General features: G+C 38.2%; 18 protein-coding genes, 1 rRNA gene and 1 other annotated feature. Of the genes, 3 read left to right on the forward strand and 16 right to left on the reverse strand.

What is annotated here, in order from left to right; translation table 11 throughout:
- Together ACAN52_RS15635 and yunB are read right to left on the reverse strand one after the other, a co-directional pair.
- Positions 1–79: ribosomal RNA gene (locus ACAN52_RS15635) — 16S ribosomal RNA — on the reverse strand; the annotation flags it as partial.
- A gap of 395 nt (positions 80–474) precedes the next feature.
- Complete coding sequence (gene yunB, locus ACAN52_RS15640; RefSeq protein ID WP_378955850.1) at positions 475–1,164, reverse strand: sporulation protein YunB; 690 nt, start codon at positions 1,162–1,164, stop codon at positions 475–477.
- A 247-nt stretch (positions 1,165–1,411) separates the two neighbouring features.
- Between yunB and ACAN52_RS15645 the strand changes: the two genes are divergently transcribed.
- On the forward strand, positions 1,412–3,556 hold the full coding sequence (locus tag ACAN52_RS15645; RefSeq protein WP_378955851.1) for a transglycosylase domain-containing protein: 2,145 nt from the start codon (positions 1,412–1,414) through the stop codon (positions 3,554–3,556).
- Positions 3,557–3,620: 64 nt separating this feature from the next.
- Here ACAN52_RS15645 and ACAN52_RS15650 read toward each other — a convergent pair whose 3' ends face one another.
- Together ACAN52_RS15650 and ACAN52_RS15655 are read right to left on the reverse strand one after the other, a co-directional pair.
- Positions 3,621–3,746, reverse strand: coding sequence for a hypothetical protein (locus ACAN52_RS15650; protein WP_378955852.1), 126 nt, complete (start codon positions 3,744–3,746; stop codon positions 3,621–3,623).
- Between the two features lie 399 nt (positions 3,747–4,145).
- Complete coding sequence (locus tag ACAN52_RS15655) at positions 4,146–4,541, reverse strand: hypothetical protein (protein WP_378955853.1); 396 nt, start codon at positions 4,539–4,541, stop codon at positions 4,146–4,148.
- 111 nt (positions 4,542–4,652) lie between these two features.
- Here ACAN52_RS15655 and ACAN52_RS15660 point away from each other — a divergent pair, with 111 nt between their 5' ends.
- Both ACAN52_RS15660 and ACAN52_RS15665 read left to right on the forward strand, forming a co-directional pair.
- A complete protein-coding gene (locus ACAN52_RS15660) occupies positions 4,653–4,973 on the forward strand; it encodes a YbaB/EbfC family nucleoid-associated protein (protein WP_378955854.1) in 321 nt (106 codons plus the stop codon).
- Between the two features lie 12 nt (positions 4,974–4,985).
- Complete coding sequence (locus ACAN52_RS15665) at positions 4,986–5,522, forward strand: hypothetical protein (RefSeq protein WP_378955855.1); 537 nt, start codon at positions 4,986–4,988, stop codon at positions 5,520–5,522.
- Positions 5,523–5,548: 26 nt separating this feature from the next.
- On the opposite strand, the gene ACAN52_RS15670 is transcribed toward ACAN52_RS15665, so the two are convergent.
- From ACAN52_RS15670 to infC, 12 genes are all read right to left on the reverse strand, one after another.
- Positions 5,549–7,912, reverse strand: a complete 2,364-nt coding sequence (locus ACAN52_RS15670; protein ID WP_378955857.1) for an endonuclease MutS2 — start codon at positions 7,910–7,912, stop codon at positions 5,549–5,551.
- A 34-nt stretch (positions 7,913–7,946) separates the two neighbouring features.
- Positions 7,947–10,454 carry a DUF3656 domain-containing protein gene (locus ACAN52_RS15675; protein WP_378955858.1) on the reverse strand — a complete coding sequence of 836 codons (2,508 nt, stop codon included), beginning with the start codon at positions 10,452–10,454 and terminating at the stop codon, positions 7,947–7,949.
- Positions 10,455–10,517: 63 nt separating this feature from the next.
- Positions 10,518–11,186 (reverse strand): DUF421 domain-containing protein, encoded by a 669-nt coding sequence (locus ACAN52_RS15680; RefSeq protein ID WP_378955859.1) that lies wholly within the window; start codon positions 11,184–11,186, stop codon positions 10,518–10,520.
- A 66-nt stretch (positions 11,187–11,252) separates the two neighbouring features.
- Complete coding sequence (locus ACAN52_RS15685) at positions 11,253–11,504, reverse strand: cell division protein ZapA (protein ID WP_378955860.1); 252 nt, start codon at positions 11,502–11,504, stop codon at positions 11,253–11,255.
- Between the two features lie 122 nt (positions 11,505–11,626).
- The gene (pheT, locus tag ACAN52_RS15690) at positions 11,627–14,065 is read right to left on the reverse strand and encodes a phenylalanine--tRNA ligase subunit beta (RefSeq protein WP_378955861.1); all 2,439 of its coding nucleotides are present in this window, start codon (positions 14,063–14,065) and stop codon (positions 11,627–11,629) included.
- A gap of 60 nt (positions 14,066–14,125) precedes the next feature.
- The gene (pheS, locus tag ACAN52_RS15695; protein ID WP_378955862.1) at positions 14,126–15,148 is read right to left on the reverse strand and encodes a phenylalanine--tRNA ligase subunit alpha; all 1,023 of its coding nucleotides are present in this window, start codon (positions 15,146–15,148) and stop codon (positions 14,126–14,128) included.
- Between the two features lie 53 nt (positions 15,149–15,201).
- Positions 15,202–16,005 carry a TrmH family RNA methyltransferase gene (locus tag ACAN52_RS15700; RefSeq protein ID WP_378955863.1) on the reverse strand — a complete coding sequence of 268 codons (804 nt, stop codon included), beginning with the start codon at positions 16,003–16,005 and terminating at the stop codon, positions 15,202–15,204.
- Positions 16,002–16,661, reverse strand: a complete 660-nt coding sequence (locus tag ACAN52_RS15705) for a potassium channel family protein (RefSeq protein WP_378955864.1) — start codon at positions 16,659–16,661, stop codon at positions 16,002–16,004. Before ACAN52_RS15705 ends, ACAN52_RS15700 begins: the two co-directional genes overlap by 4 nt.
- An 11-nt stretch (positions 16,662–16,672) precedes the next feature.
- Positions 16,673–18,034, reverse strand: coding sequence for a TrkH family potassium uptake protein (locus tag ACAN52_RS15710; RefSeq protein ID WP_378955865.1), 1,362 nt, complete (start codon positions 18,032–18,034; stop codon positions 16,673–16,675).
- A gap of 159 nt (positions 18,035–18,193) precedes the next feature.
- Positions 18,194–18,550, reverse strand: coding sequence for a 50S ribosomal protein L20 (rplT, locus tag ACAN52_RS15715; protein ID WP_378955866.1), 357 nt, complete (start codon positions 18,548–18,550; stop codon positions 18,194–18,196).
- Between the two features lie 32 nt (positions 18,551–18,582).
- Entirely contained in the window at positions 18,583–18,780 is a 198-nt protein-coding gene (rpmI, locus tag ACAN52_RS15720; protein ID WP_378955867.1) for a 50S ribosomal protein L35, read from the reverse strand.
- A gap of 21 nt (positions 18,781–18,801) precedes the next feature.
- Positions 18,802–19,299 (reverse strand): translation initiation factor IF-3, encoded by a 498-nt coding sequence (gene infC / locus ACAN52_RS15725; protein ID WP_378956013.1) that lies wholly within the window; start codon positions 19,297–19,299, stop codon positions 18,802–18,804.
- Positions 19,300–19,342: 43 nt separating this feature from the next.
- Positions 19,343–19,471, reverse strand: a sequence feature (ribosomal protein L20 leader region).
- Between the last annotated feature and the right edge of the window lie 12 nt (positions 19,472–19,483).

Consider the following 19,483-nt stretch of genomic DNA (forward strand, 5'->3'; position numbering starts at 1 on the left):
GCTGAAATCTCCGTTCGACTTGCATGTGTTAGGCACGCCGCCAGCGTTCGTCCTGAGCCAGGATCAAACTCTCCATAAAAGTTATATTATGAAGAACCTTGATGGCTCTTTAAAAAACTTACTTGCGCTAGATCACTTACGTGACCCAACGTGTGTGTACTCAAAACGAGTACGGCACATCTGGCTTATTTTAACTTTACTTACATTGTTTAGTTTTCAAAGAACACCTAATTTTATTTTTGCTAACCTTGTCTTCAAAACTAACGTTTCAAACAACGTTTATTATAATATCACAACATTGCTTTTATGTCAATTTTTTTGATTATTCTTGCAGATCACTTGATCTCGCTCGTTTATAATAGCACAATCAAATTACTTATGTCAATAGTCTTATGTCATTTTTTTATTAATTTCAACATTTTTTCACAAATTTGAAAACTATTCCATTTGCTTTATTCAAACTAAGCTTTCTTTTTAATTAATTTCTTCACTGTTATTTTCGCCACCATTCAGACCATTTGGTAGCGGAAAGGGAAATTGCACATATGTACTTGGTACTTCACCAACAACAACATATTCAGCAATTAGCACTTGAGTATCCACGCTTACACTTTTACTCACTAATGGTACTACAATTCTAATTTGCGTTGTAGCAATCAAATAAATCATATGTCGAGTTTGATTGATGCCAGCTTGCTGAAATTTATCAATTACTTTTACACTCACAGTACCCATGGGAATCACTGTGACTGTAATATCAGGACCAACACTAGCAAATAGTTGACTTCCTAGAATTTGCCCCATAGGAATTTTAATTTTCTCCTCACCAATTTCTTTCAATATATCTTGCACTCTAATTGTAGTATCAGCTGCAATTTTATTGAACTCCATTGTATTTGGTTGTATTAGTACGACACGTCCGCGACTATCTAAGGTTACATTCACTAGTTTTTGCGAATCAACGCTTACATTTACTCTTTCACTAATTACACGATTAATTGATTGTGTTGCTATTAATGTAGCTTTTGTTTCAGCTATAGCGAGCAAAGTCGGTTTTAAATGACTTTCGATTACCCACAAAATGGCGATTAAGCAACTAAAGCATACTATAATGATCATCGTCAATGATGTTATATTACGTCTTTCCTTCACTAAAAATCTCATGATTTTCCTCCTAGATCTATGTATCTTTTATCAATTCACAATTTTATTCACTCTTATTCTTACTTATATGTTATATACCCATCCGATGTGTATCTTTCTCTTTAAAAATAGCTGATAGTTGCAATTCATCAATAGGATTGATTTAATCGTTTTTTTAAAACTAATACTTTTCATATGGTATTTTTACTCCGAATAATATTGTTTTATGTTATAATAATTAGCGTATTCAAATCTGAGGAGGTTACCAATGGATAACGATCATAACGATAGTCAAACATCCGGCCGTCGTTCTTCTAAAAATCGAAATTCGAAATTAACAATCATCGTATTAGTCGTATTTGTCGTCATGATTTCTGGTGCTGGTCTTGGCTTTCTGACAGCAAGTATTCATACTATGCCAAGTCTCAAAAACGATATAAGACCTTCAGCATCTTCACAAATTTACGATGTGAATGGTAAATTAATTAGCACGATTCATTCTGTAGAAAACCGTCTTCCCGTTCCCATGAGTAAAATACCTAAAAATTTACAAAACGCTTTCGTTGCTGTAGAGGATGCGCGTTTTTATCAACATATGGGTGTTGACCCTCGCGGCATTGTACGAGCTGTATGGTCGAATATTACGAATCGTGGTGTATCAGAAGGCGGCAGTACCATTACACAACAATTAGCGAAAAACGCCTTATTATCCCAAGAAAGAACGCTCAAGCGCAAAATTCAAGAAGCTATTTTAGCATTGCAAATTGAACAACAATATAGTAAAAATGAAATTTTAGAACTATATCTCAATCAAATTTATTTTGGGCAAGGTGCTTATGGTGTACAATCTGCAGCTATGGTTTATTTTGGAAAAAATGTAGAAGATTTATCTTTAGAAGAATGTGCTATGCTAGCAGGTATTCCAAAAAGTCCCAATTACTATTCACCATTAAATAATCTAGCAGCAGCAACCGAACGTCAATCTGTTGTATTGGACCAAATGGTTAAATATGAATTCATCGATAATGCAACAGCCAATAAAGCTCGTAATACCAAGTTAAAATTAACATCACGTTCCGCTCAGCCTGAGAACCAATCAAATACTGCCAGTTATTTTATCGATTATGTCACCCAACAGCTCATTGATAAATATGGTGCCGATGCAATCTATAAAGATGGTCTAAAAATTTACACATCTTTAGATCTTGATATGCAGGTAGCTGCTGAAAGTGCCATGCAGCAACTTCCTAATGTACGCACTGATAGTAATGGACTAAAGCAACCTCAAGGTGCATTAATTGCGATTGATCCACATACAGGTCAAATTAAAGCCATGGTTGGCGGTCGAGGTACTGACCAATTCAACCGTGCGGTACTTGCAGAACGTCAACCTGGCTCTGCATTTAAACCTTTTGTTTATTTAGCAGCGATTGAGGGCGGCATGACTCCATCATCCGTTATCGAAGATAAAACCATTAGTTTTGGTAGTTGGTCTCCAAGTAATTACGACGGAACATTTCACGGTTCAGTGTCATTACGTAGTGCGTTAGAACAATCTTTGAATGTACCAACTGTAAAAATAGCAAATCATACAGGAGTGGACAAACCGCTCTATTATGCTCAACAAATGGGAATTTCCACCCTAGTTTTACAAGGTTTCACTAATGACCGTAACTTAGCAATGTCCCTAGGCGGATTAACTAGAGGTGTTACCCCTCTAGAACTCGCTAGAGCCTATGGCGTATTTGCCAATCAAGGTATTCTTGTTGAAACAACGGCCATCATTAAAATTGTTGACCGGAATGGAAAAATTTTAGAACAATATACACCACAAGAAAAAGCTGTTGTCAATGAACGAAGCGCTTATATTCTCACAGATATGATGCGTGGAGTCATCAGTCATGGCACTGGTACAGCTGCAAACATTGGTCGTCCTGCAGCAGGCAAAACAGGTACAACCAGTGACTATAAAGATGCTTGGTTTGTTGGATATACTCCCGACCTAGTCGCATCTGTGTGGATTGGTTATGACAATGATGGTAATCTAGATGGCATCACTGGCGGTGGCACTCCTGCAAAAATTTGGCAATCATTCATGTCAAAAGCCTTAGCACATACACCAAGCAGAGACTTCATTAGACCAAACGGTGTAGTACTTGATGCTCCTCCAACAACAACGATCAAAGAAACTCCCGATGATAAAAAACCAGCAAATCCAGCAACAACTGATCCAAAAAATGATAAGGCGACGGATTCTAAGACAGGCAATAAACCTACGGATAAAACGACTCCGCCACCGCCTACTAAGACAGATAAACCTCTTACAACTCCTCCAGATACGACCTCTCCTGTTTCATCAACACCTCCGCCTCCATCACGACCTGATGAGTCAACGAAAAAAAATAATCCTTAAAAAATAAAAAAACACGCGTAAATTACGCGTGTTTTTTTATTTCTTGCATATACATGACTATAGACTATAAACAAGTACTTGAATCATCATTATTACAACACACTAACAAAAGAATAATAATCACAATAATCCATACGTTTCCACCAAAACCGCCGCCACAACCGCCACCAAATCCAAATCCACGTCCCATATTATATTCCTCCTCCCCATGTTTCATCCAATCATTAATGGAGAATTTTACATTTCTTTGCTTTACTATATGAGCAACACGATGAATTGGTTACTCATTTACTTAAAAAGGATTGTAAATAATCATGCTGCAAAGCCATTCATAGATGCCTTGTTCCAATTCCTTTGCGGTAAGTATTTGAGCAGCTTATGAGAAACTATTGTCATCATTAAAGCAGAATAGCAACAGAATGATAATAATGATCCACCAAGATTGACCCCCTCCAAAACCGCCTCTTGCCATTACATATTCCCTCCTTACATCTACCTTTGCCAGGGCAATGACTTATGCCCTTCTACTTTTAATATATGATAATCCTTATGAAAGTGTTACCATACCCTCAGCTTTTTCCCCAAAACATCATTCTAGTATGCGACGAATATTTTTAGGTACTTCCGATACAACTTTCATTGAACTCATTCCATTGTTCACTAATTCAGTGATTGTACGCAATTTATCAATTGTTGTCGTCATACCATCAATTCTTCGATCCATTTGCATATTATCAGAAGTTAAACTTAATAAAATAACCATTAATTGCATATTAAAATTAGGATTTTTCATTAATTGTCTAATCATTTTTAACGGTCTGAGTGATTTGCCTTCTTTGACATTGTTAGCTTTTCCTGTAGTATGGCTATTTTCCATTTTTTTTGTTTCTTGCACTTTATCTTCTACTATTTCTTCATTAATTTGACTTTCATTATTTTCTATCTCTGACCGTTTATAGTTTTTATAATGTCTCCGTAAGCGCAATCCCATCACCCCTTATAAAATGAATAAACGGATCCATTTACTGTAATATATGAAACACCCTCACAATTGGTTAGCGTAAGTTATTAAATATTTTTTGAGGAGGTTTGTAAAATGTGGGAAAACTTAGGAAATATGATGGACTTAGTCAAAAAGGTTCAACAAAATGTTGACAATGTACAAAATGATTTAAAATTACAACGTATTGAAGTTTCTAGTGGTGATGTGATCAAATTAACACTCAATGGTCAACAAGAGCTGTTAGCAATCGAAATCAATCCCAACTATCTGGCTGCTGACAATGCGATATTATTACAAGATTTACTTGTTGCTACCATCAATAACGGTTTAACAAAATCTCGTGAACTCCAACAAACAGCAATAGGAAAACTAACAGGTGACCTTAATCTTCCCAAAATTCCTGGTCTATTTTAAGGAGGGTATTCTATGCCGAACGAGAGCCCTAATAGTTCTCTCTTACAAACAATCACACATATGATCGACACAATGATCAACGAGGGCACCGGCTATGATACGCTCATTAATGTTTTATCACTGCTGTGCCTGCTTCATATACTCAATCGTACACAATCGACTGCGATAATGCCGACGGCACAAAACATTCCACAAACAAATTCGAGCAATCCATTACAAAAAATATTGGGTGATCTTACCAAAGGTGGCGATCAATCAGGAGGTGGGCCATCTCCTGATTTGCTAATGAGTCTCTTACCCTTACTGAATAACCCACAAATTAAATCCAAATTAAATCCAACCAACATCTCAACAATCTTAGGTCTTATGAATAATTTAGGCGGCAGCGGCAGCAGTAACAATGATAAACCTGAAAAAAAGGAACCACCAGCAGCTACAGTAAGCCATCCAGTGCCTCCCCATACAACTAATCCAGATGAACAAGAAAAGAAAGACTTAGGACGCTCCTTGAACTGGAAAACTAATTTTCAAAATGAAAAAGAGGTATGAGAAATTAAATTCTCATACCTCTTTTCTTACCTCAATTGAACAATGGTCGCGCCATCCCCACCCTCATTAAGTTCACCAATACTAATATCTCTCACATAATGATGATGTTTTAAATAAGCTCTGACCCCTTTACGTAAGGCACCAGTCCCCTTACCATGTATCACAATAATTTTATTTAATCCTGCTAAAATAGCATCATCAATATACTTGCCTAGAAGAATTTCGGCCTCATCTACCATCATACCACGTATATCAATTTCCCTTGATACATCACGAACTTTAGAAAAATCCATACTGATTTTAGCTGTTTTATTTTTCTCACTAACAGATTCCGATGACAAGCGACAATTAGCAATTGCTACATTCATTTTTAGAATCCCCAGTTGAACGATTACATCATCACCATGAACAGAAAGTACCACACCCTTTTGTTTTACAGTGGTTACATAGACATTCATTCCAGGTTTCAATAAGGTAGGCGTAATCCTTGGCAAAGAGTTATCATCTTCTTCATCATCACCACTTTGCAGAGAATCCAGATTCTCACGCAACCGTTTTCGACTTTTATCAATAGTACTTTGTCTCACAGTTCCGCTCTTCTCAGAAAATTGAGTTTTAAGCTCACTAATAATACCTTCGGTTTCCCTGCGTGCTTGCCTCAATATAGCCTCAGCTTCATTTTTCGCTTTGACTAATATAGTTTGTTTTTTTCGAGCGAAGGACATTTGTTCTTCCGCAAGCTTTTCTTTAACCTCTGTCAATAATCGTTCTTGTTCAGCCAACTCTCGATTGAGTTTATCATAGGCGATCTTTTGCTCTTCTAATGAATTCAATACATTCTCAAATTCAGCATGATCTTTTCCAATGAATCCTTTAGCATGGTCAACAATGTCCTCAGGAAGACCCAATCGTCTACTAATGGCAAATGCATTACTGCTTCCCGGGATACCAATTAACAAACGATAGGTCGGTTTTAACGTCTGTATGTCAAATTCCACACTCGCATTTTCAATTCCAGGTTTAGAATAAGCAAAGGTTTTTAATTCACTATAATGGGTTGTAGCAATCGTTCTCGCACCAACTTTTAGTAAATATTCCAAAATGGCGATTGCTAAAGCTGCCCCTTCATCAGGGTCAGTACCTGATCCAATTTCATCGATCAATACCAAATCGTGTAAAGAAACTTTCCCTAAAATACGCACTAAGTTTGTCATATGAGCAGAGAACGTACTTAAACTCTGCTCAATACTTTGCTCATCCCCAATGTCTGCAAATATATTATTAAACACTGTAATTTCTGAACCATGTTCAACGGGGATATAGAGCCCAGACTGAGTCATAAGAGCAAATAAACCAAGGGTTTTTAAAGAGACTGTCTTACCACCAGTATTTGGGCCTGTAATGAGCAATGTATTAAAATCTTTACCAATATAAATATCAATGGGTACAACTGCAGCTGCTGGTATCAAAGGATGCCGCGCCTGGCGCAGATTCACATATCCTTCATCATTGATTAAGGGCATTGTTCCCTGCATATCTTGACTGAGCTTAGCTTTTGCAAAAGCAAAATCAATTTGCGCCAAGACCTGACAGTTCTCATTAATTTCATCAACAAAATTAGCAATTTGCCCTGTAATCATACGCAAAATACGTTCTATTTCATTTTTTTCCGCAGACATTAATTGTTTGATTTCATTATTCAACATGACAATTGCCATGGGTTCGATAAATACGGTAGAACCACTCGCAGACTGATCATGAATAATTCCTGGAAAATGATAACGCGACTCTTGCTTGATTGGAATTACATAACGGTCACCACGCATGGTTACCAAGGCATCTTGGAAATATTTTTGATACTCACTCGCGCGCAGTATACTCTCCAATTTATCCTTGACACGACTTTGAGACAACTTGATATCGCGTCTGATTTTCGATAATTCTACACTGGCATCATCACGAATCATTCCTTGCTCATTCACTATATTTTCAATACTATTCTCAATATTACGCAGCACGGTAATATTGCTTACATAACCTGCTAAAATGACTAATGATGACGGCATGTCAGTAAAAAAACTTTTCATGCGCCGCGAAGCATATAAAGTACTGCTGATAGCAACTAACTCATGAGCTTCGAGAATCGATCCAACTTCTGCCCTTTTGAGCAGTGGTCGAACATCACGAATACCGCCAAGAGGTACATTTGACATAGCATCTAGAATTTCTCTAGCCTCTCGAGTTTCCGCAATTCGTCTTTCAACTTCTGCCATCTCATTGGTTGGAACCAATTCTTCAACTAATTCACGCCCCATGGTGCAGCTACTTCGATCAGCTAACATAGTACGAATTTTAGGATATTCTAATGTTTTTAGTACAGATAAATCCATGTATCCCTCTCCTATTGACAAAAACTATATTCTACTATAATACACCTCGGAAATAATGTCCCCGAGTGATCTGCTCATGTTCAACGCTTCCTATTTTATCCTGCACAAACAAAGGATGATTGTCGCCTTGTTGCAGAATTTCCTTATACAATCGAGTCATTTTCCCTAAATAATCCACATCGCCTTTCTTACCTTCAATTCGAATACTGTCAATTCCCATGATACCAAATTTCGGAATATGGGGTAGCATGCTGAGTTCTTTACCATTTAGTACATGCATCCGACAATATTGATCCGTTACAATTGGGAAATATTCATTTTTGCGATCCTTTAATTGGTACTCGCGGCGTAAGCAAGGTTGGTTACATTTACCGGTATGAAGTTCTCCCAAATAACTGCCAATCATACAATATTCTGAGACCATCAATGTTAGATAACCATGTGCCAAACACTCTACGGACATCTTACCTGCATGATTGATTTCTGTAATCTGTGCACAGTTTAACTCTGGAGATAAAGTACCGCTAGTGATTCCCTGTTCTGCAAAAAATTGAAGGGATAGATCGTTATAGATATTTAATGGATAATCGCCATGTAAGGGTAAGGTAAGCAATCTCTTCGCAAGATGAAGCACTCCTAGATTGCTCACACTTACAGCATCAGGCTGTAATTCTTGAAATAAATCAAGCTCAGCTTTTAGACCATTCATTTGCCATTCTTTCACAATCCGTGGCGTATTTAAAATAATTTTTTTCCCCTGTTCACGAACAATAGCTACCGCTCGACGATACTCTTCAGGAGTGATAGCTTGGTGATGAAAAGATTCGCCACCAAACATAATTGAATCGGCTCCATTTTTAAGACAAGCTTCTAATTTATCAATTGTATCAACATTCACTGTCAATAACGGCACTGTAAGAGAAGGTTTGACAACACTTTTACCTGCACGCGGAATAAAATCCTGTACAGTATAACGTTGCTCAGACAAAGGTGGACGATCATAATAAGCCAAACGAGCTTTTTCTAACTCTTCTACAGCCCTACGTCGTGCATCATTGATTTCACTGACGGGTACCATGACTTCTCCCTCAATATGACAATTTAATTGTTGCAGACTAAAGATAGTGGACCCCAATCGGTCAACTTGTTTGGCAATTGTTTCGATTGTTAAGGGTCTTTTAATGGCCTTTTGTGCCAAAAAATCCGTCCCAGCAGTCCCAGAAAAACCATCCGTATCTTCTATAGTAATGACAAGGGGCTGGCCTTCACTCACAGCAACCTTTATATCAACACCAACTCGTTTTACCGCAGTAGGCTCCGCGAAAAAGGACCGTGCTCGTTCCATCAATCCAGCATCATACACTTTAAATACTCGATCATTCACGCGTACAGGCTGTACCCCAATCGATACTTCTGTCCCCGCTGGCGCCATAGTCACACTTTGACCGTCAACAATCATTTCTGATATCGTCGCACTGACACGCCCGCCAACTTTAACCCAAAATTCAACAATATCATGAATATATAAAGGCTCATCAAGTTTTATCGTCGCCATTCTTTCTGGATATTGATACTCACTTACCCGTCCAATGCGTACCCCCCGATTATTAGGGCGGCGATCACTCATCATATTACGTCCTTGGTGACGTTCTAAGTATGCAGTGGTAAAATCACGATTAAAAATTTGCGCCAAATCTTTTTGTTCTTTTTCATCAACAACATAATTTTCTTGATCTGCCAAGCAAGCATCAATCGCCCGCCGATAGGTATCAACTGCCACTGCGACATACTCTGGTCGTTTCATACGACCTTCAATTTTAAAGGATGTAATACCAGAACGAATCAGCTCAGGCATCATTTCTAACGTATTCAAATCCTTAGGGCTCAGTAAATATTCGCCAGCATCCCCTTCATTCAATGCCTCATTTCCATACTGATCAACAAGGGTATAAGGTAAACGACAAGGCTGAGCGCATCGTCCGCGATTCCCACTACGCCCTCCAATCATACTACTCATTAAACATTGTCCTGAATAGGAAATACATAGGGCACCATGAATAAAGGCTTCAATCTCCGTATCCGTATTGTTACAAATATAGGTAAGATCATCAAGAGACAACTCTCGTGACAGAACAACCCTTGTAAAACCGAGTTCTGTTAATAACTGTACGCCTTCCAAATTATGTACTGTCATTTGCGTACTACCATGTATCGGCATATTCGGTACGACTTCTTTAGCAATTTTAAAAGCGCCAAGATCTTGAACAATAATCGCATCGATACCAATTTGATACAAATACCGTAAATATTTAATAAATGCAGGAACTTCGCTATTATCAAGTAAAGTATTCACTGTGACATAGACTAAAACGCGACGCAAATGAGCAAACCGTACTGCCTCTGCCAATTCCTCATCATCAAAATTAGGTGCACTGGCACGAGCACCAAACATTTTCCCGGCCAGATATACGGCATCAGCTCCGCTTTCCACTGCTGCTACTAAGGCCTCACGACTACCAACAGGTGCTAATAATTCTATCATTTCACTTCATTCCTTTCCTAAAACCCATACAAACCAAATAGAAGAAGGGATTCCCTTCTTCTATTATGACTCTTTCGTATTTTCCGTTTCCTTATGATCGATTGCCCCCTTGGACAAACCTTGGTTTTTTATATATTCTGCTACATAGTGTACTTCAGACATACATTGTTCTAATTTAACCCACTGCTGCCCGAAGGGACTCAGTGGATTTGTATAAATACTTTGTAGATAATTTTCCAATTCTTGTTTTGTCAATGATTCCATCTCTGGTTTTTTTATAATGGAGAAAACACCACAACTTTCCAGCCGTGCCAGTTTAATCTGAGGTAAATCAGTCATGTCCATTCCTTGTTTATGTAATTCCTGACGTAAATCATCATAATTAAAATGAGTTTTGATGAAATTTTCCTTAATAATTTCTCCATCTTGAATCAATAATACTGGTGTACCCTCAACCCATTTGCGCACCGTGGTACTTTTAAGTGATAGATATGATAATAATTGTTGTAAAACTAATAATGCCACAAGTCCTTCAATTCCCGTCAACAATGTCTGCCCTTTGTCCATGGAAGCTGTAATAATAATGTCACCGATGCCCACCATAATTACAAAATCAAAAGGAGACAATTGACCAACTGTACGATTGCCCATTAATCGAACAACAATTAATGCTATCGTAAATAACACAATAATATGTAATAAAACATAACCAATACTATCAATTTGAGTCATAATCTCAGTCCTTTTTTTACTATTATTCGCACTTAAAAGGACTCTTATACGAGGAAATTCTATGGATTATTCTTCTTCTACCATTTTAATCAATTGTTTGTAATTATGCTCTAGCTGCAAAAAATCTTCAGCAAGGTTTAAGGCGGCGAGTACCGCCACTCGACTAGGTGATAAACATAAATTCGATTTAGAAATTTTCTTCATCCGTTCATCTACTAATGCTGCAACCTTCATCACTTGCTCAAGCTCTATATCACTTTTCAAAGAATAAAGTTCACCAAAAATTTCAACTGTTACTTTATGTTTTATTCCACTCATAACTCCACCTAATTACCTATAGTTTTACCTATTTCCTACATTCGACCTATGAAATATAATTTCCTGCATCTAAGCAAGAAAAAAGACTTGATCTTTCACCAAGTCTTTTTTCCTCTATTTTGTTAGCTTCTAATTTTCGCCATTAATTCTTTATCAAGGTATTCAACAATATTTTTGTGAAACACATCAATCTCCGTATCCGTCAACGTTCGATCTTGATGGCGATAAGTAAGAGAAAAAGCCAAACTACGTGATCCTTCCGCAACCTGCTCACCCGTATACACATCAAATAGACGCACATCACTTAGCAATGGCCCCGCACTAGCAATAATCCCTTTGATCACTCTATCCACAGTAATTTCTGTCGATAAAACAACTGCCAAATCCCGATTGATTGCCGGAAATTTTGGCAAAGATTGATACGAAGTAAGTAGAACAGCCTGACTAGATAAGGTTTCTACATTAATCTCAAATACATAAACTTTACGATTAATTCCAAAATCATCTAATACTTTTGGATGTACTTCACCAACTGTAGCAAGTAAATGACCATTTTTTGTAAAGATTGCTGTTTTTCCTGGATGTAGTGATGCATGCTCACCAGTTGCCACTTCATAATCAATGACTCCCAAAGAACCTAATAAGACCTCAACAGTCCCTTTAGCGTCATAAAAATCAACATTTTCTCGACTTGTATTCCAAGAAAGTTCATTTCGTTTGCCGACCAAAGCACCGCAAAGCATCAATGGTTCTTTAGGCAAGGCATTTAAAGGCAATTCTTCAGGCAGGTACACTGCACCCAATTCGTAAATTTTTATATCTTCATTTTTGCGGGAAATATTACGTACAACAGTTTCTAGCAATCCACCTAACAGTGTGGTCCGCAAAATAGGAAAATCATCCGTAATTGGATTGAGTACCGTAATCGCATGACGAAGTGTACTATCAGTAGGGATATTCAATTTGTCAAAAATCTGAGGATGGGCAAAACTCAAGGAAAGAATTTCATCAAATCCTGCTCCTGTTAAAATAGTTTTTATTGAATCAGCAATGGATTGAACATATTCTTGTCCACCGCGCAAGATATTTCCACCAGGCGTCGTCGTTGGAATTTTGTTAAAGCCATAAATTCGTGCAATTTCTTCACAAATATCAGGGTGACCATGAACATCTCCGCGCCAGCTCGGAACATTCACTGTAACTTTATCATCAGTAGATTGGGAATTAATTTCAAACTCCAACCGGCGCAAAATATCCACCATGACTGCTGTATCAATGTCAGTACCTAAATAAGCATTGACTTTAGCAGGAAGAAAGGTAATTTGTCGCGGCAACAGCATATTAGGATAGCTTTCCACAATCTCAGGGCAAACTGTGCAAGCACCCATACTTTCAAGCAATTGAGCCGCACGATCAAGAGCACGAATGCTATTGGCAGTATCAACACCGCGTTCAAAGCGTCCAGAAGCTTCCGAACGTAAGCCTAGGGCACGAGAAGTACGACGAATACTCACTCCATCAAATGTAGCAGCCTCTAATACAACAGTTTGGGTATTTGCTGTAACTTCTGTCGCAAGACCACCCATTACGCCAGCAATACCGACAGCTTGAATACCATCAGCTACCACAATCATTTCAGACGTCAGTTCACGTTTCACATCATCAAGAGTGGTTATTTTTTCTCCTGGATAAGCTTTGCGTACTGTCAAACTATGTTTTGATAATAAATTATAATCATAAGCATGCATTGGTTGTCCCATTTCAAGCATGACATAATTTGTCACATCAACCACATTATTAATGGATCGCATACCAACAGCTTGCAAGCGATGAGTGAGCCACTTTGGCGACGGGCCAACCTTAACATTTTGTAAGACCCTTACTGCAAATCGAGAACATAAAGCAGGTTCATCAATGATCACTTTTACCAAATCAGTTGCTCTTTCTTGAGCTGTTTCGTGTACACTTAATATAGGTTTTTTGAAGCTTCCACCTGTTAATACAGCCACTTCTCTCGCCAAACCTAACACACTAAAACAATCTGCGCGATTTGCAGTTAATTCAAACTCTAATACAACATCATCAAGTCCAAGTGCTTCTTTAATATCCATACCAATCGGCAAATCCGTTGGTAAAATATAAATACCTTCCCGCGCTTCAGCTGATAATAATTTACTATCAATATTAAGCTCACTTGTTGAACAAAGCATCCCATAAGACATGAGACCGCGTAAATCCGTTGGTTGAATTTCAAGACCATTTGGCAATTTGGCTCCAACAAGAGCAACCGGAACAATCTGCCCCTCTTTTACATTGGTAGCACCTGTTACAATTGTTAGATTTTCATTTCTTCCTACATCGATCGTACATACGGATAATTTAGTTGCATTTGGATGTTTTTCAATATGAATAATCTTACCCGTTACAATATTGTCAATCCCTTTACCGAGATCTGTAATTCCTTCAACAGGAACTCCAGCCATTGTCAGCATTTCCGCTAATACGGCTGGGGCTTCTGTAAACTCAACATATTCTTTAAGCCACTTGATTGATGCTTGCATACCCATCCCCCTTAGAAATTATCAATTAAAATTTATCCAGCGTTAGCTGAAGGAGTTTATTTAGAATTGGCGTAAGAAACGCAAATCATTTTCATAGAACAACCGTAAATCATCAATACCATATAATAACATGGCAATCCGTTCTACGCCCATACCAAAGGCAAAACCAGTCACTTCTTCTGGATCAAAATTGCTCATTTCTAGTACTTTAGGATGTACCATTCCTGAACCCAAAATTTCCAACCAACCAGTACCTGAACACACTCGGCAACCGCTACCAGAGCAAATTACACAAGAAATATCCACCTCAGCACTTGGCTCAGTAAAAGGGAAGAAACTCGGACGGAAACGGACACCAACATCTTCACCAAAGATTTCATGAATGAATAATTCTAATGTACCTTTTAAATCTGCAAAACTAATATTCTTATCAATAACGAGTCCCTCAACCTGAGTAAACATAGGTGAATGAGTCGCATCGTAATCGCGACGATACACTTTGCCTGGTGCAATAATACGAATTGGCTCGTTTGGTGTAGCAGCTTGCATCGTACGAACTTGCACTGGTGAAGTATGAGTACGCAGCAAAAATTCTTCAGTGATATAGAAAGAATCTTGCATATCACGGGCTGGATGATCTTTGGGCAAATTAAGTGCTTCAAAATTATAATAGTCCTGCTCAATCTCTGGCCCCTCAGCAATAGCAAAACCCATTTTCATGAAAATATCTTTAATGCGATCAAGAGTAACTGTCAAAGGATGCTTATGACCAACATTAACCTTGCGACCTGGTAACGTGACATCAATTTTTTCTGAAGCCAATTTTCTAGCCAGCTCAGCTTGTTTAAAACCATCACTCTTCGTCGTAATGATTTGCTCAAGTTCACTTCGAATATCATTGACAATTTGGCCAATCCGCGGCCGTTCCTGAGCACTGAGTGCTCCCATTCCTTTTAAAGCACTCGTCAAACTGCCTTTTTTTCCTAGATATTTAACCCTTAGATCATTTAACCCTTCCATATCAACTGCCTGTGACAATTCTGCCACAGCCATCTGTTTTAAGGATTGTAATTCTTGTTCCATAAATACCTCCTAAAACTTAAAAATTGAACTACACACTATGTTAACAGCCTCACTTAGCGACGCTGGCGTACAACTTCATATAAGATAACAGCTGCTGAAGCTGCCACATTCAGGGATTCAACATGATTGGCCAAAGGGATATAAAGTCTCTCTTGAGCCTTTTCGATAAATTCTTGACTTACCCCATTGCCCTCATTACCAAAGACAATGGCAAGGGACTGCTTAAAATCAATCTCAAAATACACCTTTGAAGATTCCAAAGAAGTGGCTAATATCTCAATGTCATGTTCCTTTAAGTAAGAAATGACTTCACTTCTTGTTAACCCTTCAATGATTGGCACATGAAAAATCGATCCCATACTCCCTCTGACAGCTTTACTTGCAAACACATCAGCGCAGCCTTTTGTCAAAATGACTCCTGTACACCCTGCTGCGGCGGCTGTACGAATCATCGTCCCCACATTACCAGGGTCTTGCACTTCGTCAAGCACAATGAAAAACTCTTTTACTTTTGCTTCTAGCCTATCTTCTAAGGAATGGACATTTTTTTTAACAATTGCCATAATACCTTGAGGTTCTTTAGTGTCCGTTACTTTTTCATAGATACTACTTGCCACCTGAATCATCCGACAATTTTTCGACTGTAGGTCAGCGATGATTCTCTGAACCCTCTCTTGCTCTAAGGTTTCTTCTGTGTATATACAAGTTTCAATCAGCCAATCAGACTGTACAGCCTCTTCAACTAAGCGAACCCCTTCGACAACAAATAGACCTAATTCATCACGGTATTTTTTTTGTTTCAACGAAGCCGCTAATTTTACAAATTTATTTTGCAAACTCGTAATTATTTCTATCATTTAAGAACCTCTAAACGTTGTATTCCAATAATACTGCCCACTACAACTAAAATATCATTCATTTTTATTTTTTCATTTGGCAGTGGTGGTACGATGATATCGTCCCCGCGTTTGATTGCGACCACATTAATTTCGTATTTAGCACGTAAATCTGTTTCCGCTAAGCTTTTGCCAACTAATGCATGAGGGACATTGACTTCCATAATATTTAAATTAGGTGAGAGTTCAATATAATCTAACATCGTACTTGATACAAGGTTATGCGCTACCCGTTGCCCCATATCGCGTTCTGGATAAACTACCCGATCAGCACCCAATTTTTCTAGCATTTTACCATGCAGCTTATTACTCGCTTTAGCAACAATGTAAGGTACACCAAGTTCTTTGAGCTGTAAAGTTGTCAAAATATTCGCTTGAATATCTTCACCAATCGCAACAATAACCACATCAAAATTTCGAATACCTAGAGCAACTAATGTATCTTCATCTGTCGTATCGGCTTGCACTACGTGGGTGACCTCATTACTAAATTCTTGCACCCGCTCTTCATCATTGTCAATGGCTAATACCTCATAGCCCATTTTATGTAAGGTAGTAGCTACGCTCGTACCAAATCGTCCTAGCCCAACCACAGCGAACTGTTTCGTTTTCTTCACATCTTCAACCCCTAACCGATAATAATTTTACCTTCTGGATATTGCACCGTACCTTTTCGTGTACGTAAAGCCAAAGCTAATGCTAAGGTTACAGGACCCACTCGACCAGCAAACATCATAATAATAATCCATATTTTTCCGTATTCAGTTAAAGTCTGCGTGATACCTGTTGTCAAGCCTACCGTACCAAAAGCCGATACGACTTCAAACAAAATCCTAAGGAAGGATGCATTTTCCGTAATACTCATCATCATTGTCACAAAGATAATCAAAGTTGCTGCAATGAAAAATATGGAAAAAGCTTTATAGATAAGTTGTTGGGGGATACGACGTTTGAAAATTTCAGCATCTTGTTTGCCAGTAATTAAAGCCCATACCGCTGCCATCAATACACCAATTGTTGAAGTTTTGATACCGCCACCCGTTGATGTAGGCGATGCACCAATGAACATTAAAATAACCATAAAAAAAACAGTTGCATCTTGAAGTTTACCAATATCTACAGTATTATATCCAGCAGTCCGCGGCGTAACAGATTGGAAATAACTTCCTAGTATTTTACCCTGCCATGTTAACGGACCAAGAGTATCAGGATTATTCATTTCTAGCAAAAGAATAACAAGGGTACCAAAAATAAGTAATACCGTAGTAGTCGTAAGAACTAATTTAGTGTGCAAAGCAAATTTACTCCAGTGACGATTACCCCATACATCAAACATCACGGTGTAACCAATACCGCCTAAAATAATTAAAGATGTAATCGTAAGATTGACTGTAAGATCATCCACATAGTTTGTTAAACTGCTAAAATTGCCAAACAAATCAAATCCAGCATTACAAAAAGATGATACCGCATGCCAATAACCAAAATAAATTGCCTGACTTCCTAAATCTGCATACCAACGAACAGCTAAAATACTTCCGCCAATAAATTCAATGAGCAGTGTAATGAGAATAATATATTGGGTTAAACGCACTACGCCTGACACTGTCATTTGGTTTAATGCTTCTTGCATAATGAGCCGCTCTCGCAGCTGAATTTTGCGTCGCATGACGAGAGCCATCAAGGTCGCCATGGTCATAATACCAAGACCACCAGCTTGAATCAGACAAATGATAACCATTTGTCCGAATATAGAGAAATAAGTTCCAGTATCAACGACAACTAAACCTGTTACACAAACTGCCGACGTCGCAGTAAACAAAGCATCAATAAAATTTAAGCTCTGTCCTGATACGGAGGCTTGCGGCGTCATTAAGAGCAAGGCACCACATAAGATTAATCCAGCAAAACCTAATACCAAAATTTGATAAGGCGTAAGCTTCCACTCAGCAATATCCATCAGATTTGAGAATCGAGTATGTAAAGCCATACTATTTCACTCCAAATTTAAAATACGGTCTGCACATTTAAGCAACTACTGACTGGACGTTTATTTATTTTACCATTATCTACAATAAAAATAAACTTTATTTGACATTTAACCATAGTATGCAAAAAATTCCTAGACCTAAGTCTAGGAATTATTTTTTTACTTCAGTTGTTCTTTAGCAATTTCAACAAGTTTAGCGAAAGCAACCATATCATTAACAGCGAAATCCGCCATCATTTTACGATTAATTTCTACGCCAGCCTTGCTCAAACCATTAATCAAGCGACTGTAAGAAAGACCATTCAAACGAGCAGCAGCGTTAATACGAGCAATCCACAATTTGCGGAAATCGCCTTTCTTAGCGCGACGATCGCGACGAGCATAATACAGACCTTTCATTACGGTTTCGTTAGCTTTTTTGAATTGTTTGCTACGTGAACCTCTATAACCTTTAGCTAACTTTAAAAGTTTTTTATGACGTTTATGCGCAGTTACGCCTGATTTAACTCTTGGCATGTGCTGTACCCCCTATTTAATATGTGTAACGTTTAAGCGTAAGGAAGCATTTTCGTTACGCGTTCATGATCTGACTTGCTTACCAAAGCAGCTTTACGCAAATTGCGTTTACGAGCTGGAGATTTTTTCTCAAGGATGTGACGTTTATGTGATTTATTGCGTTTGAACTCGCCAGATCCAGTAACTTTAAAGCGTTTTGCAGCGCTTCTACGTGTCTTCATTTTAGGCATAATTGGTCCCCCTTCTTAATTCTATGGCTTAGGTGCCAGAATCATTATCATATTTTTACCTTCAAGTTTAGCACCACGTTCGATATTGGCAATATCTTTAATCTGAATCGCCATTTTATCTAATACTTTTCTGCCAAGTTCAGGGTGGGAAAGCTCCCGACCACGGAACATGATGGTTACTTTTACCTTATCGCCATCTTGGAGAAAACGTTGGGCATTCTTGAATTTTACCTCAAAGTCATGATCTTCAATATTGGGACGAAGTTTTACCTCTTTGACTGTTACAATCTTCTGCTTTTTCTTTACTTCTTTTTCCCGTTTTTGTTGTTCATATTTGAACTTACCAAAGTCCATAATACGGCATACAGGCGGTTTCGCAGTTGGTGCCACTTCTACCAAATCAAGATTTTGTTCAGCTGCCATCTGCAGTGCATCCCTCAATTGGACAATGCCCAATGGTTCATTGGTTGCGCTCGTCAAGCGAACTTCTCTAGCTCTAATTTCCTCGTTAATTCTCATCGTTTCTTTGCTAATTGTCACTCACCCCCTGATAAATTTGTGCTAAATATAAATAAAGCGGATGGTATAAATACCACCCGCAACAATAGCATAAAAAATAAATATGCTTTGATGACCTTACGAACTACCGAAGTGTTGCAAGGTGAGAAGCGGATGGCTTCTACTTCAACTCAATCATTATTGA

Origin of the sequence: Pelosinus sp. sgz500959, from assembly GCF_042610375.1 — a bacterium.
In the GTDB taxonomy this organism is placed as follows: Bacteria; Bacillota; Negativicutes; order DSM-13327; family DSM-13327; genus CTSoil-075.

Bases quoted from the DNA above. Each gene is read 5' to 3' on its own strand.
- pheT (WP_378955861.1), bottom strand. From the start codon at position 14,065: ATGCAAGCATCAATCAAGTGGCTTAAAGAATATGTTGAGTTTACAGAA.
- ACAN52_RS15645 (WP_378955851.1), top strand. From the start codon at position 1,412: ATGGATAACGATCATAACGATAGTCAAACATCCGGCCGTCGTTCTTCT.
- ACAN52_RS15685 (WP_378955860.1), bottom strand. From the start codon at position 11,504: ATGAGTGGAATAAAACATAAAGTAACAGTTGAAATTTTTGGTGAACTT.
- yunB (WP_378955850.1), bottom strand. From the start codon at position 1,164: ATGAGATTTTTAGTGAAGGAAAGACGTAATATAACATCATTGACGATG.
- ACAN52_RS15665 (WP_378955855.1), top strand. From the start codon at position 4,986: ATGCCGAACGAGAGCCCTAATAGTTCTCTCTTACAAACAATCACACAT.
- rpmI (WP_378955867.1), bottom strand. From the start codon at position 18,780: ATGCCTAAAATGAAGACACGTAGAAGCGCTGCAAAACGCTTTAAAGTT.
- ACAN52_RS15710 (WP_378955865.1), bottom strand. From the start codon at position 18,034: ATGGCTTTACATACTCGATTCTCAAATCTGATGGATATTGCTGAGTGG.
- ACAN52_RS15680 (WP_378955859.1), bottom strand. From the start codon at position 11,186: ATGACTCAAATTGATAGTATTGGTTATGTTTTATTACATATTATTGTG.
- ACAN52_RS15670 (WP_378955857.1), bottom strand. From the start codon at position 7,912: ATGGATTTATCTGTACTAAAAACATTAGAATATCCTAAAATTCGTACT.
- ACAN52_RS15650 (WP_378955852.1), bottom strand. From the start codon at position 3,746: ATGGGACGTGGATTTGGATTTGGTGGCGGTTGTGGCGGCGGTTTTGGT.
- pheS (WP_378955862.1), bottom strand. From the start codon at position 15,148: ATGGAACAAGAATTACAATCCTTAAAACAGATGGCTGTGGCAGAATTG.
- ACAN52_RS15675 (WP_378955858.1), bottom strand. From the start codon at position 10,454: ATGATAGAATTATTAGCACCTGTTGGTAGTCGTGAGGCCTTAGTAGCA.
- infC (WP_378956013.1), bottom strand. From the start codon at position 19,299: ATGAGAATTAACGAGGAAATTAGAGCTAGAGAAGTTCGCTTGACGAGC.
- ACAN52_RS15700 (WP_378955863.1), bottom strand. From the start codon at position 16,005: ATGATAGAAATAATTACGAGTTTGCAAAATAAATTTGTAAAATTAGCG.
- rplT (WP_378955866.1), bottom strand. From the start codon at position 18,550: ATGCCAAGAGTTAAATCAGGCGTAACTGCGCATAAACGTCATAAAAAA.
- ACAN52_RS15660 (WP_378955854.1), top strand. From the start codon at position 4,653: ATGTGGGAAAACTTAGGAAATATGATGGACTTAGTCAAAAAGGTTCAA.